Annotated in this window: 9 protein-coding genes; 2 read left to right on the forward strand and 7 right to left on the reverse strand. The window is 63.6% G+C overall.

The features are described 5' to 3' along the window. Positions 1 to 208: 208 nt before the first annotated feature. Positions 209 to 943 carry an exonuclease domain-containing protein gene (locus tag AX692_RS17055; RefSeq protein WP_196490197.1) on the reverse strand — a complete coding sequence of 245 codons (735 nt, stop codon included), beginning with the start codon at positions 941 to 943 and terminating at the stop codon, positions 209 to 211. 844 nt (positions 944 to 1,787) lie between these two features. On the opposite strand from AX692_RS17055, the gene AX692_RS17065 reads away from it, so the two are divergent. Further along, positions 1,788 to 2,693, forward strand: coding sequence for a hypothetical protein (locus AX692_RS17065; protein WP_073980904.1), 906 nt, complete (start codon positions 1,788 to 1,790; stop codon positions 2,691 to 2,693). A gap of 289 nt (positions 2,694 to 2,982) precedes the next feature. Here AX692_RS17065 and AX692_RS20345 read toward each other — a convergent pair whose 3' ends face one another. Then, positions 2,983 to 3,174, reverse strand: a complete 192-nt coding sequence (locus tag AX692_RS20345) for a hypothetical protein (RefSeq protein WP_073973522.1) — start codon at positions 3,172 to 3,174, stop codon at positions 2,983 to 2,985. Between AX692_RS20345 and AX692_RS17075 the strand changes: the two genes are divergently transcribed. Next, a complete protein-coding gene (locus tag AX692_RS17075) occupies positions 3,173 to 5,491 on the forward strand; it encodes a plasmid recombination protein (RefSeq protein ID WP_073973523.1) in 2,319 nt (772 codons plus the stop codon). The two genes, AX692_RS20345 and AX692_RS17075, sit on opposite strands and share 2 nt — an antisense overlap. Positions 5,492 to 5,661: 170 nt before the next feature. Here AX692_RS17075 and AX692_RS17080 read toward each other — a convergent pair whose 3' ends face one another. Genes AX692_RS17080 through AX692_RS17100 form a run of 5 tightly spaced genes read right to left on the reverse strand, consistent with a single transcriptional unit; the run spans position 5,662 to position 13,138 of the window. Next, positions 5,662 to 6,990, reverse strand: a complete 1,329-nt coding sequence (locus AX692_RS17080) for a HAMP domain-containing sensor histidine kinase (protein ID WP_073973524.1) — start codon at positions 6,988 to 6,990, stop codon at positions 5,662 to 5,664. Further along, complete coding sequence (locus AX692_RS17085; protein ID WP_073973525.1) at positions 6,987 to 7,664, reverse strand: response regulator transcription factor; 678 nt, start codon at positions 7,662 to 7,664, stop codon at positions 6,987 to 6,989. The genes AX692_RS17080 and AX692_RS17085 overlap by 4 nt, the downstream gene beginning before the upstream one ends. Before the next feature lie 4 nt (positions 7,665 to 7,668). After that, a complete protein-coding gene (locus tag AX692_RS17090) occupies positions 7,669 to 9,048 on the reverse strand; it encodes an efflux transporter outer membrane subunit (protein ID WP_073973526.1) in 1,380 nt (459 codons plus the stop codon). Continuing rightward, on the reverse strand, positions 9,045 to 12,149 hold the full coding sequence (locus tag AX692_RS17095) for an efflux RND transporter permease subunit (RefSeq protein WP_073973527.1): 3,105 nt from the start codon (positions 12,147 to 12,149) through the stop codon (positions 9,045 to 9,047). Before AX692_RS17095 ends, AX692_RS17090 begins: the two co-directional genes overlap by 4 nt. Further along, positions 12,149 to 13,138, reverse strand: coding sequence for an efflux RND transporter periplasmic adaptor subunit (locus tag AX692_RS17100; protein WP_073973538.1), 990 nt, complete (start codon positions 13,136 to 13,138; stop codon positions 12,149 to 12,151). Before AX692_RS17100 ends, AX692_RS17095 begins: the two co-directional genes overlap by 1 nt. Positions 13,139 to 13,260 lie beyond the last annotated feature (122 nt).

The following is a 13,260-nucleotide window of genomic DNA, read 5'->3' on the forward strand; positions in this document are numbered from 1 at the left end:
AGGCCCCGCCGAGGTTCAAGTCAATCATATTTCATTCCTTTTTTGGTTGTATGGCGGCCTGCGCTGATGCCGCGCAGGCCCAAGCCCCTCCTTTTCCCTTTTCAAAGAGGCTCATTTTCATTTGTCAGAACAGGGACGGGGCGGTGCTTGGCGCACCGCCCCGTTTCTCAGGACTAGCCGGCCAGCAAGGCCGCCCCGTCACGCAGGATCAACAGTATCGCTCATGCCAGGTAATCAGCGTGCGCCTCACCCGCAGGCGGGGATAATGCCGGGTGATCCAGCTTTCCTCGTAGTCCGCCTCGAGTTCGCCGACCTCGGACGACCATAGCTTTCGGCTCCAGTCGAAGCGGTAGCCTCGGCGCTTGAGATCGGCCTTCGCATCGAAGGTTTCTCCCTCGACATCGATCCGGATGGTGGTCACCTGCGCGTTGGCCAGCGCCTCCGCGAGCACCGTGCGGCCATTCGGCAAAACGGTGGCGAGCAGATTGATAGTCGCGGTGACATCGTCGCCGGCAGTGTGTGCCTTTCTGGCGAAGAGCGATTGCTGCATCAGCAAGTGACCGAGTGACCTTCCGTCGAAGCCATGTCCGCGCCAATCGATGTCGTTGAGGCTGCATACCCACGGGAGGTGGGCGACGCCCGGCAGCAGTCGGCGCACGAACCCGGCATCGAACTGGGCGCCATGGGCAAGGATCGCATCAGCCCGGGCGATGACGGCAGTCACTTTGCCGATGTCGATTGCCTGTCCCTCGAGCTTTGCGTCCGACAGTCCGGTCAACACCGCAATCTTCGGCGTCAACGGGCGGCCGGGATCCTGCAGGCCGTATGCCTTGCCGACGATTGAGGTAATCCGCCCCTCGGCGTAGCTTTGCACGAGTGCGGCCGCGATCTCGATCACTCGATCCGTTTCTGGATCAAGGCCCTCTGTTTCGACGTCGATCACAGCGATTATGGGGCCGGGGCTCGCTGGATCGCCTATTCGCGGCCACTCATCCAGGCGAGCGATGGGGCGAAGGATACGCACCTCCTGTTCGCCACCCGCGGCGGTATGCCTGCTGTTGTTATTCATTAATTTATTCATATATTTACCTCGTCATTGCGAGGTCGGCCGAAGGGCCACTTTTCCCTTCTCCAGCCGGCCTCACTGGCCGAGGTTCAAAAAGGGAAGCTTTTACCAAATCAGCGGCATGAGTGATGCATTGGGTCACACATTCGCGGTGTAAGTTTGACATCATCGCGCAGAGCTGAGTTGCTTGAATGAAATTGCGATAATAAAAGTCGCTGAATTATTTTTCATCGAACCCTTGGGTGAACTTCTGGTGACGTCCTATAAAGGCATTGAACGTCTTTATTGGAAGTCAAGCAATGGTATCCACACCCCTACTGAATAGAGTCGCTGAAGGCGATCCTGCGTTCGCTCAGGCGATGTTCGGTAGCGCATGGTGGTTTGCAGGAGCATCCATTGCCTTAGGGGCGATGATTGCGGCGCTGACGCAGTGGACACGCGCCCGTGCCCACATCATGCGGCACATCAGCCGCTGCAATTCGATGGCGATCTTACGGCAGCTCAGTCGGCCTCCGCAGAGCTGGTCTGCGCCGTAAGTCTCAAGCGTCAGCTTGAACTGCGGGACGCGCCAATGCGGACCCGCTCCTTTCAACGCCGGGAACGGCGCTGACGGCCTTTGCTGGTGCCCTGCTGACAGGGCGGCACGTCGACGTCGATCTCGCAGCGGCGAGAATTGAACATGAAACCAACACCTAAAGCGCCACCCTATGGAGTGGCCAAAATGCACCTTGATACCCACTTCAACAAAACCGCGAAGGTTCTCTCGACCCGCGACCTGAAAGCTGTCTCCGGCGGCGAGGGAAGCCTCGAGACCTACCTGCATTATATCAAGCGGTGGCAAAGCGAGAGACTGCAAGGGTCGGGCATTGTGCCCACCCTGCTTGGGCTGAAGCAGCAGCTTGTGGCAAACACCGCGATCGTCGAAGCGATGGTCGACCAGGCGCTGCGTCAGCTCACGTCACTCGGGGCAGTGGCCGACGAGATCGAAGATGTCAGCGCCGATGATCGCGCAGACGACATCGAGGATACTTCGCAAGCACAATCGACCGACGCCGAACTGCCCGTTGAATTGTCCAAGCAAGCCCGGCTGAGCAATCAGCCACCGGCTTGCGATCAACAGATCTCGTCCACGGCGACGGCACCGTCGCCGACAGACGAGATGGCGAGCGCGTTTACCGCAACAGCACCAGCTGCTGCGGACCAAACGCGTTCGGCGGCTCAGTTCGATGCTGGCAAGGCTCAGCCGCCCTCGTCCACGGTGCCGCACCCGACACCGACCGACGAGGGCCCGAAAGCGTCAACCACGGCGGCCCCGCCCGCCGCGGACCGGACGCGTTCGGAGGACGAGATCGATGCGCTGGCACGGGCTGCCGCAGAGATAGCCGTGCCCCGATTTATGGGCTCCGCCGATGAGGACGACAGTCCGAAGCCGCCGGAGACCGGCGGCGAGCTGGAGGCGAGCCGCTCGGCACCTGTGCCGACCGTTCGCAGCTCCACCGAAAACACCAACACGTCGCTCTCTCGGTCGAACGGCGGCGCCCAGCAGGGTGCCTTGCCGTTCGAACCGACACAGCCCGCGAAGGGCGAGAGCGACACTACCGGAGGATCGGCGAATGGCACAGCCTGAGTTCGATCCGACCTGCGGCGGCCATTTGGCCGCCGCTGCCCCGGGCCGAAAGGCAGGAGGGGCACCCCTTCGCCATGCACCGTCATGGCGACGAGCGGGGGGTAATTCGCAGAATTACCCCGGAGTGAGTGTTACGTTAAATCAATATCTTAGCCAAACCTGTCCGGAGAACACGTTCGCCATGATCCAGCCTTCGACTTCCAACATCTCGCACATCAACAGCATTGCACCCATCGCCAATCCGGAGGTGCACCATGCTATCGCAACCCGCCCGCCCCATGCCTGCATTTCATGTGTAGCAGATCCCGACCTTGGCGCCACGATGCAATTGTTGGCGTACGCGTCCGCCGAACAGAAGCAGGGATGGCACGAAGCGTCGCGCAGTTATGTGGAGGCCCTGCTCGGCTCCCGAGGTGTAACGTCCGCACTGCACCTCGATGAGCGTGCCGGGCACATACATTGCATAGGAGGCGTCAGACATGGCTGATCGTCCCCACCATGCCATTATGCGGATCAGCAAGATCCATAACTACAAGGTGCTGAAAGCCGTTGACGGGCACAACACCCGCAAGATTCCCGCCGGCACGGTTGATGGCGCGCCAACCCCTATCGACTGGATAGATCTGCCCGGGACCATGTGCGAGCGGGCACAAAGGGTGCTGCAGAAGAAGGGTGCAGTCTGGGAAAAAGGGAAAATCCTTGCCGTTGAGGTTCTGGTCACGGCGTCACCAGAATGGTGGGCGAACGCGTCCACCGAACAAAAGACGGAGTGGCTCAAGGCTCAGTGGAAATTTGCCAACGACAAGTTCGGTGATGGCCTGATCTCGTTCACGCCCCACCTTGATGAAAGCACGCCGCATGTGCAGTTCGTGGGGTTGCCGCTCTACTCCGCCATCATGAAAACAAAGGGACGAAAGCCCAGCACGCCAGAAGGCATTGCCCGCCGCGCGAAGGAAGAGGCCCAGGCACCGAAGGTCTGGCGTCTGTCCTTCCACGAAATGTTCGGCGGGCATCGCGACAGGTTGGCCGACCTACAGACCGAATATCATGGCTATGTCGCCCATCTTGGCCTCGAACGCGGTCAAGATACGCGCGGCCTTGAAATCCGGCACACCACGCTGAAGGTATACAAGCTCAAGCTGCAGAAGGAAGAGCGGGAGCTGTTTCGGCGGCAGCGGGAGCTTGATGCAGAAGCGGCCCGATTAGCCGAAGAACGCCAAGCGCTCGAATTCTACAACCAGCAGCTTGCGGAAGGCTTCGGCAAGCTCGAAGCCGCGAAGCAGGAATTCCACAATGCCCAGCTCGAGCACTTTGCCCAGACCGAGGAATTCCGCGTCCGCGAAGAGGCCTTCAAGAAGAGGGAGGCAGACCTAGCCCGGCGCCAAATCGTGCATGAGTCTTCAGTTATTGGCCTAGAAAACAGGAAAGCAAAACTCGAGAAGCGAGAGGTTGCCGCAGCGACGCGAGACGCAGAAGCCGCGCAGCGGGCGGCGCAGATCGAAAGTCGCGAGCAGGAACTGGCCGGGATAGCTGCGCAGCAGGAGGCCGAAAAAGAACGCCTCAATGGCGAAAATCAGGCCGCCCTCACCCGCGCGGCCCAGCTGGACCAGAAAGAGGCGTCGATCACGGCTCGCGAACGTGACGTTCAAACTAGCATCGCTCAGATCAAGGTATTTGGACGTGTCCTGACCGGTAAACTGGATGCTGGATGGGACGCCGCTGTTGGAAAGCCCAAGATCGCTGACGCTCTGCTGTCCGAAGAGGAGCGCCCAGCCATGGCCGCACCGCTACCTGGCTGGCTAGCCATTGCGATGCGGCACGCCATTCGCATCCGTGAGCAGCGGAACGCGATTGCCAAACGCGTACAACGTATGCGTCAGGCGTTGGTGCAACGCGTCACCAATGCAAAGTCGGCGGAGCAGATCGCGATCAATAAAACTTCTACGGCAGACCACCGGATCGCCGTCGCCGTCGAGAAGGAGAATGCCTATAAGGCCGCCGCAGCAGCGGCAGCGGAGCGGGAGCGCAAGGCTAATGCAGCCGAGGCGCTTGCAAAAGCGGCATCGGCTAACCTTGCCCAGACGCAACTTGATCTTTCGGCAGCAAACGATGACCTCGAACGTGTTCGGATCCGCGTTAGCGAAGCGACCCAGAAAGAAAGCCTCGCGTTGGAAAACGCTGAGGCAGCCGAAGCTAGGCGTGATGCGGCGGTGACTGCAGCCACGGAGAAAGTAGCCGATCTCGAGCGCATCAAATCGGAATTGTCCTCCGAACAGGCCGCTTTGAAAGCCATAGAAGCTGACAAGGCTGCCCTCGAAGCAGAGCGGAGGACGTTGAAAATGGATGCCGAACGGCTTCGCAAGGAAAAGACGGAGCTGGAAGCCGAGAAGGCAAAGCTGCAAAGTGAGAGGGATGATTTCAAGCAGCGTAACAACGCCCTTTATCAGTCAGTTGCACTGCTGGATACGGTGATCAAAAGTGACCACCATGCCCGTGTGGCGGACAGCAGGCTGGAGATATTCCCCTCGTCTCTACCGGAAGGAGAGCCGAAAATCGTCGAATTACGCGGCGCGCCGGAATGGGTCTTCAGGATGTTCCAGTTGCGTCAAAAGGCTCTCGATACCGGCAAAGCGCTCGACGCTGCGGAGCAGCGTCTACAAGATCGCTATCTCGAACTGGAAAAGTTGTTTCCTGCCAAGGCACCCGAGTTTCAGAAGGCGTGTGATCAAGACAAGGCGATCGTCGACGCTGCATTTGCAGCGCTTGCCGGACAGAGCAACGGGGGGATTTCAGGCTAGGATATAGCACTGGTAGGCAGAGGCTTGCGCAATTTGGCCTCCGCCATACCGTCCAGCCCCTTGACCTTTCGCCGCTAATGTCCGGTTCTCGCGTTGCAGCGAGGCAGGCGGGATGACCGGGTGTGGGTGGAAAGGCGAACGGCAGCAAGTAGTGACCCTGCCGACTAAGATCATAACTCGATGTGCACACCAAAGCCCGGCCGAGGAGCAATGGCGGCTCTGCCAGAATGCGCCGCAACGATTGCCGCAACCATGGCCAGCCCCAGACCGTGACCCGGCGTTGATCGGCTGCGATCGACCCGCGCGAAGCGGTTGAAGAGTTCGGGTGCCTCATTCTCGGTCACGCCCGGACCATTATCAGAGACGGCGAGCCTGATGCCGTGATGGGTGGTATTGAGGGCGATGTGAACGGTCGTTCCCTGCGGCGTGTGCTGCGCGGCGTTGTCGAGCAAGTTCGTGAGCATCTGTTGCAGCAGTCTGCGATCGCCGGGTATGGAGAGGCCCGGCGCAATGCTGGTTACAAGCTGGTGGCCGCTGCTCTCCATTGAGGGCCGAAACGCCTCCGCCACGTCGGACACGACGGCACTGAGGTCGACCGTCTGGAAGTGTGCGCGGGCGGCCATGCCTTCGACTTCTGCAATCCGCAGCAGGGCCGAAAAGACCTCCAGCAGCTCACCGGCTTCGCTTGCCGCCGCTTCGATCGCCTCGCGTTGCAGCTCGGGGTTGCGCTCGCGCAAGGCCTCGTCGAGCCGGTTTTGCAGGCGCGTGAGCGGCGTGCGCAGGTCGTGGGCGACATCGCTGGATACCTGGCGCAGGTTCTCCATCAGTCCGGCGATGCGGTCGAGCATCCGGTTGAGCGTCGTGGCTACACCGTCAAACTCGTCGCCGCTTCCGGTCAGGGGCACGCGCCGCGAGAGATCGCCAGCGATAATCGCAGCAGCCGTGTGATCAATGCGGGCAAGGCGGCGGCGTGTGACGATGCCGACCAGCCAGGCGGCACCGATGCCGAGCAACAGCATTGCTCCGAAGGCGCCCAGGAACAGCACGATAAAGCGGTTGTCCATTTCATCGATGGCGGCGCGATCCGCTCCAACAAGCAGCCGATAGCCGCCCGGCAGGGCTGTGGTCAGCGACTGCGCGATCCGCTCCTCGCCGTTCGCCTTGTAAGGCAGCAGTTCGACATAGCCGGGCTTTGGCGGGACAATTGCATCGAGCGATCCGGCTACGGGTCTGTTTTGGGCATCGACGAGCCGATAGCCGAGGCTTGCCGTGCTGCTTGCCGCCTCGCGCCGACGAATGGCGGCAGCCACGCCCTCATGCCCGTCCTGCCCTTCGTCGATCAGCGCCTGCGTCTCGATGGCGATGCGGTGATCGAGTTGCAATTCGAGCGCCTCGTGGGTGGTTTCGAACGCGACCGCACCGATCACCAGCGTTGCGAGCGCAAAGCCGAGAGCGACCGCTGCCACCAAGCCGAACGTGCCACGCCACCAGCGCTTCATCCGCCGTCCCTGATGAGATAGCCCGCGCCGCGCACGGTTTCGATCGGGTCGCTGTCGAACCCGGCATTGAGCTTGGAGCGCAAACGGCTGAGATGGGTTTCGACGATGTTGGTCTTTGGGTCGAAGTCGAAATCCCACACCCGTTCGAGCAGCATGGTCCGGGTCATGATCCGGCCAGGGTTGCGCATCAGTTCGGCCAGAAGGGTGAACTCGCGGGGCTGGAGCGCAATCTTGCGGTCTGCGCGCGTGACAGTGCGGCGATGCAGATCGAGCACGATGTCACCTGCCGTCAACCGCGCAGGCTCCGCTGCCGCTGATGGCCGACGCCCCAGCGCATGGAGGCGGGCCGCCAGCTCGGTAAAGGCAAAGGGCTTCACCAGATAATCATCCGCGCCGCTTTCGAGCCCTTCGACCCGGTCGGCAATCCCGCTGACGGCGGTGAGCATCAGCACCGGGGTCATGTTTCCGGCAGCGCGGAGGGCCTTGACCAAAGCGAGGCCATCTAGCCCCGGCAGCATCCGGTCGACCACCATCGCATCAAAGCCGCCATCGGTCGCGTGGAACAGCCCGTCGCGCCCGTCGCTGCTGGTCACCACCTGATGGCCCAGCTCGGCCAGGCCGCGGGCGATGAACTGGTTGGTATCGGCATCGTCCTCGACGATCAGGATTCTCATGCGGTCATTCTAGCGGCTCACCGCCGCTGCGCCAGCCACCGCCAAGCGCGCGAAAAAGCGCTACCTGCGCCTGCGCAACGGCGAGTTCGGACTGTGCGAGCGACAGTTCGGCCTGTGCAAGCGTGCGGTCGGCATCGATCCGTAGCAGCGGTGCCGCATCCCCAAGCCGGACGCGAGCCTCGGCGCGGCGGGCGTAGAGGCGTCCTTCGTCGCGGGCCTCGGTGAGCGCCCGGTTGCGGCGCACTTCGCCATCATAGGCCGCAAGCGCGGACTCGACTTCGCGCAGCGCACGGAGGACGGCGACATCCCATCCGGCCAGCGCTGCCCGCTCGGTAGCCTCTGCCTGTTCGATCCGCGCGCGGGCCGGGGCCTGATTGGGAAACGCCCAACTCACCAGAGGCGAACCCGTTGCAACCAGCCCCCCGCTCAACAGGCCCAGCGCCCCGCCAAGGTTGATGCGGGGGTAGAGATCTGCACGCGCCACGCCGATCCGCGCAGTGGCGGCAGCAAGGCGGCGTTCGGCCTCGCGGATGTCAGGGCGGCGCAGTAGCAAAGACGTGCCATCGCCGACGGGAGCCGCAGTGCGCAGTTTCGGCGGCGCTGCGCAAACGACGGGATTGGTGCGGGCTTCGCTTGCCGGGCGTCCTGCGAGCGTGGCGAGGCGATAGCGCGCATTGGCCTGCGCTGCTTCCAGCGGTGCGATGGTCGCCTTGGTCGCGGCGACAAGGTTGGCGGCCTGCGACACTTCCAGCGGGGAGACCTCGCCTGCTGCCAGCTGGCTTCGGGTGATGGTCAGCGCGCGGTCCTGAAGCACGACCTGTTCTTGCACGACGGCAAGGCTGCGGGTTGCGCCGCACAGATCGACATAGGCCAGAACCGTATCGGCGACGACCGCGACCTTTACCCCATCGAGCGCAGCGGCCTGTGCTTCCGCATCGGCACGTGCGGCCAGAGCACCCGAACGGAGACGTCCGAACAGGTCCGCATCCCAGCTTGCGGTCACCGCCAGATCATAGTCGGTGGTCAGCACATTACCCGATGCGCTCGGCTGATTGGCGGGATTGTCGATACCGAGACTGCTCTCGATCGTGGTCTGAGGCAGCCGGGCGGCTTGCGCCTGACGCAGCGCCGCACGTGCGCCATCGAGATTGGCATAGGCCACCCTGAGATCGGCATTGGCCGCAAGGCTGGCTTCAACCAAGCGGTCAAGCACAGGATCATCGTAGAGCCGCCACCAATTGTCGGGCACCGGCTCGATCGAGGCAACTGGGAGGCTCGCGAACGGCCCGGCAGCGAGCGCGGGATCGACGTTGGTAGCCGCAGGTGGGGGCATGGTTGCACACGCGGTCACCATCAGCGCCGCGAGTGGGAGAAAGCGCTTCATGCCACCGCCTCCGCCAGCTCGGGCTCGGGCTCCGGGCGTTCCTTGCCGAAGCGGGCATAGAGCGCGGGCATCAGGAACAGGTTGAGCGCAGTCGACGAGATCAAGCCGCCGAGGATGACGATCGCCATGGGATGCTCGATCTCGTGGCCTGGCTTGTCACCCGCGATCACCAGCGGCACCAGCGCAAGCCCTGCGCACAGCGCGGTCATCAGGATCGGCACCAGACGCTCCTGTGCGCCGCGAAGGATCAGGGCCGGGCCGAACGCCTCGCCCTCGAACCGGCGCAGGTGGTCATAATGCGAGAGCAGCATGATCCCGTTGCGCGCCGAAATCCCGATCACGGTGACGAAGCCGACCAGCGATCCCAGCGACAGAACCCCGCCAGTGAGCGCGACCCCGATGACCCCGCCGACCAGCGCAAAGGGCAGGCTGAGGCCCACCAGCGCCGTGATCCGTGCGGAACGGAACTCCAGCCAGACGAGCAGCAGGATGCCAAGGAGGCAGGCAAGGCCCACCGTCCACAGCCGCGAACGCGATTCCTTGAGCGCGGCATACTCGCCGAGAATCTCGGGGTGGTAGCCGGTCGCAAAGGGCACCTCGCCCACCGCCGCCTCGACACCGCGCGCCACGGCACCGAGATCGGCATCGCTGGCGATGTTGAGCGTGACATCAAGACGGCGCTGGCCATCCTCGCGTTTGATCTCGTTGGGCGCGGGCACGATCACCACATCGGCGACGTCGCGCAGGCGGACGGGCGCGCCGACCGGGGTCTGGATCATCAGATCGGCAAGCGCGTGCTGATCACCGCGGATTTCAGGCTCGCCCCACAATGCGACATCGAAAGCCTTCTGGTCGCGGTAGATTTCGCCCAGCTTCTCGCCCGCCACGAGAGTCTGCGCCTGTCGCCGCACCTCGCCCGGTGTGAGGCCCAGCGTGACCAGATCAGCCGCACGCGGGCGGATCTGGATCTGCGGCACGAGCACCTGTTGTTCGACCTTGAGGTCGGTCACACCGGGGATGCGGGCGACCTTGCCGCGCACCCGCTCGGCTGCGGCGCGCAGCTCGTCCTGGTCGGGGCCGTAAATCCGCACCACCACGGTCGCGCCCGCGCCCGAGAGCACCTCCTTGATGCGTTCGCGCAGATAGGTGAGCACATCGCGGTAAAGGCCGGGATAGCCTTCGACCACTTCCTTGATGCGGGCGACGCTGGCGTCGTAGTCGGCCTCATCATCAAGGCTGATCCATAGCTCGGTGAAGTTCGGGCCGACCACTTCGTCGGCCGCCTCGGCACGCCCGATATGCGCACCAAAGTTGCGCACGCCGGGGATTGCGCGCAGTTCCTTCGAGGCGCGGATGGTGATGCGGTCCATCGCATCGATGCCCACACCCGGCTTCTCGACGAAATGCATTAGGAAGTCGGTCTCGCGGAAGTCGGGCAGGAACTGATCCTTGAATCCCAGATAGCCCACGCCGGAAAGCAGCAGGCCGCCCGCGACGATGCCCATGGCAAGCCGTGGCCGGTCGATCAGCCGGGGCAGGACGCCGAGATAGCGCTGCTTGAGCGAGGCGACAAAGCGCGTGTCGCGATGCTCCTTCATCGGCGCATTGGGGAGCAGCATCAGGCACATCGCAGGCGTCACCACCAGCGCGACCAGCAGCGAGGCGGCAATCGCCAGCACATAGGCGATGGCGAGGGGCCGGAAGAACGTCCCCGCCACCCCGCCAAGGAAGAAGATCGGCAGGAACACCAGCATGACGATCAGCGAGGCGAAGACCACAGCCGTGCGCACTTCGAGCGAGGCTGAGAGCACCACGGCAAAGGCCGAGCGCGGATTGCCCGCCTCACGGTTCAGGCGGAGACGGCGAGCGATGTTCTCGACATCGATGATCGCATCATCGACCACCTCGCCAAGCGCGATAACCAGACCGGCGATCACCATCGTGTTGATCGTCGCCCCGCTCCACAGCAGCACGAGGCCCGCCGCCAGCAGTGACAGCGGGATCGCGACAAGGCTGATCGTCGCCTGCCGCCAGTCGCGGGTAAAGGCGAACAGCACGAGCGCCACCAGCAGGCAGCCGATCATCAGCGCGCGGGTGAGGTTATCGATCGACTTCTCGATGAAGGTTGCCGGGCGGAAGATCGTGGTGTCGATCTTCACATCCTTGAGGCCGGGCCGCAGCTCTTCGACCGCCGCCTCGACGTCGTGAGTCAGCTGGAGCGTGTTGCCGGTGGGCTGCTTCTCGACGATCAGCATGATGCCCGGGCCGTCGTCGATGATCGCATTGCCGATGGGGGCTGCAAAGCCATCGGTCACCCGCGCGACATCCCCCACCCGCACCGGCGCATCGCCTGCGATCTTTATGACCGTGCGGGAAAGATCCTCGGCGGACTGGATCGCGCCCGCCTGCTGAACGGGTAGCCGCTGGTTGGGCGTATCGACAAAGCCGCCGCCGCCTACCAACACCGCATCCCCGGTAGCCGCGCGTAGTTCAGCCAGCGTTACGCCCGAGGCTTGCAGCCGGTCGGGATCGGCCAGCACCTGCAACTGCCGGTCACGGTAGCCCCAGACGGCGACATTCGCGACGCCCGGCACTGACATCAGCTTGGGCCGGATCGTCCAACGAACCAGCTCGGACAGCTGCATCTGGTCGAGCTTCTTGGACGAGATGCCGATCTTCATCGCCCGGCTCGTGGACGACAGCGGCGGCAGCATCACAGGCGGGCGGGCAGCGGCAGGCAGCCGCGCCTGCACTTGCGCCACACGCTCCTGCACCAGCTGGCGGGCGCGGATCACATCGGTGCCGCGCTCGAACAGGATCGTCACCGAGGAGAGGCCCAGCACCGATTTCGAGCGCAGAGTTGCCAGATCGGGCACGCCATTGACCGCAGTCTCGATCGGCACCGTGATCAGGCTCTCGACTTCCTCGGTCGACAGGCCCGGTGCTTCGGTCTGGATCTCGACAATGGGCGGAGCGAACTCGGGGAAGACATCAAGCGGCACATCGGCAGACGCGCGCAGGCCAAGCACCACCAAGAGCGCCGCCATTGCGATCACCAGCACGCGCTGCTTGAGCGCCGAGCGAACCAGCCAGGCCAGCATCAGTGTGCGACCCCGAACTCGGTGCCGAACAGTTCGGCAGCACCCGCTGTGACCACCAGCGTTCCGGGACGAAGGCCCCGCGACAGAATCGCGCGGCCACCTTCGGTTGCAGCAACCTCGATCCGCTGGCGGACATAGGTGTCGGCCTCTGTCTTGGCATAGACCCATTCGCCGCCATAGATGTCACGCAGGATCGCGGAGGTCGGCACGGACAGCCCTTCGCTTCGCCCACCAGCGAGCGGGAGCGCGACGCTGACCCGCTGACCGACACGGTAGGCCCGATCACGATTGTCGAGCGCGAAATAGAGATCGACGGTGCCAGCGACTGCGTTCGCCGATGGCGGCGCATCGACGGGCCGCGCCGATCGTTTCGCGCCGTCCTGTCCAAGCGGCGAGACCAGCGCCGACTGACCTTGTTGCACCCCGGCAAGATCGCTCCCGAACACCGGCACCCGCACCCAGACGTAGCGCTGATTGCTAAGGCTTGCGACCGATGGCCCGAGCAGGCGGCGCTGGGCTGCCGCCGCATCGGCAGCAGCCTTTGCCGCACCGAGCGCTGCCGTCGCCTCGTCACGTGCGCGAATGCTGCCCGCTTCCTCGTCAACCAGAGCCGAGGCACGATCATAGGCGATGCGCGCCAAGGCCAGTTGGGCGCGTGCCCGCGCCAGTTCCCCATCGGCTGCGACCTGCTGCAAGCCAAGCTGTTGCAGATTGCTGGCAGAGTTGATCGGCGCGCCGCCAGCCCCCGCCGGTATCACGATCTCACCGCTCGTCATGCGCATGGCCGATGCGGTGCCCGTCCCGATCCGCTCGGTGACAATCCCGAGCCGCTTCTGCGCTTCCGGCGTGAGCTTCAGGCGGACGAGCTCGGTCTCGTGGGCGATTGCCTCGCTGTGGACCGGCGGCTTTGTCGGCGCAGTGGGCTCGCTTCCGCACGCGGTCAGCAGGATGGCAGGGGCGAAAGCGACAAGGGCGAAGCGGTTTGGCATTCCTGCCGCATAGAGCGCCTGCATTGGGGCAATGTTGGCAAAGCTATACAATTTCCCAATGTGGCAGCGCGAGCCGCTGCCATCATCGAGCTGGCACACTTAGGGCGGCTATGGGGCGATAG

This window comes from Erythrobacter donghaensis (genome assembly GCF_001557325.1).
GTDB classification, from domain to species: domain Bacteria; phylum Pseudomonadota; class Alphaproteobacteria; order Sphingomonadales; family Sphingomonadaceae; genus Erythrobacter; species Erythrobacter donghaensis_B.

Excerpts from the sequence above, each read along its gene's own strand:
- AX692_RS17075 (WP_073973523.1), top strand. The coding sequence starts at position 3,173 with ATGGCTGATCGTCCCCACCATGCCATTATGCGGATCAGCAAGATCCAT.
- AX692_RS17065 (WP_073980904.1), top strand. The coding sequence starts at position 1,788 with ATGCACCTTGATACCCACTTCAACAAAACCGCGAAGGTTCTCTCGACC.
- AX692_RS17090 (WP_073973526.1), bottom strand. The coding sequence starts at position 9,048 with ATGAAGCGCTTTCTCCCACTCGCGGCGCTGATGGTGACCGCGTGTGCA.
- AX692_RS17095 (WP_073973527.1), bottom strand. The coding sequence starts at position 12,149 with ATGCTGGCCTGGCTGGTTCGCTCGGCGCTCAAGCAGCGCGTGCTGGTG.
- AX692_RS20345 (WP_073973522.1), bottom strand. The coding sequence starts at position 3,174 with ATGTCTGACGCCTCCTATGCAATGTATGTGCCCGGCACGCTCATCGAG.
- AX692_RS17085 (WP_073973525.1), bottom strand. The coding sequence starts at position 7,664 with ATGAGAATCCTGATCGTCGAGGACGATGCCGATACCAACCAGTTCATC.
- AX692_RS17080 (WP_073973524.1), bottom strand. The coding sequence starts at position 6,990 with ATGAAGCGCTGGTGGCGTGGCACGTTCGGCTTGGTGGCAGCGGTCGCT.
- AX692_RS17100 (WP_073973538.1), bottom strand. The coding sequence starts at position 13,138 with ATGCCAAACCGCTTCGCCCTTGTCGCTTTCGCCCCTGCCATCCTGCTG.